Origin of the sequence: Facivitalis istanbulensis, from assembly GCF_040560405.1 — a bacterium.
Classification (GTDB): Bacteria; Pseudomonadota; Alphaproteobacteria; order Sphingomonadales; family Sphingomonadaceae; genus Sphingomonas; species Sphingomonas istanbulensis.
In genome coordinates, this window is sequence record NZ_JAVSCQ010000084.1 from 1 (window position 1) to 680 (window position 680).

1 protein-coding gene is annotated in these 680 nt (G+C 71.2%); it reads left to right on the top strand.

What is annotated here, in order from left to right:
* A partial coding sequence (locus RN629_RS18275; protein WP_407036496.1) for an electron transfer flavoprotein subunit alpha/FixB family protein occupies positions 1 to 680 on the top strand: 680 nt, incomplete at both ends.

Sequence of the window (680 nt, forward strand, 5' to 3'; positions counted from 1 at the left end):
GACGGCGTGGCGCAGGCGGCGGCGAAGATCGCGGGCGTGGGCAAGGTCCATGTCGCCGACGACGCGGCCTATGCCCATGCGCTGGCGGAGAATGTCGCAGCCCTGGTGGCCAGGCTGATGGAGAGCCACGACGCCTTCCTCGCGCCCGCGACCACCACGGGCAAGAACATCGCGCCGCGCGTCGCCGCGCTGATCGACGTGATGCAGATCTCGGACATCCTGTCGGTCGAGGGGCCGGACCGCTTCACGCGGCCGATCTATGCGGGCAACGCGATCGCGACGGTGCAGACCCGCGACGCCAAGCTGGTGCTGACGGTGCGCGCCACCGCGTTCGAGAAGGCGGCGGCCGAGGGTGGTTCGGGGGCGATCGAGGCGGTTCCCTCCACCGGCGACGCGGCGAAATCGCGCTTCGTCGGCGCGGACAAGGCCGAGAGCGCCCGGCCCGAACTGACCAGCGCGAAGGTCATCGTGTCGGGTGGCCGCGCGCTGGGGTCGGAAGCGCAGTTCCACGCGCTGATCGATCCGCTCGCCGACAAGCTGGGCGCGGCGGTGGGCGCGTCCCGCGCGGCGGTCGATGCGGGCTATGCGCCCAACGACTATCAGGTCGGGCAGACGGGCAAGATCGTCGCGCCGGACGTCTATGTCGCGATCGGCATTTCGGGGGCGATCCAGCATCTGGC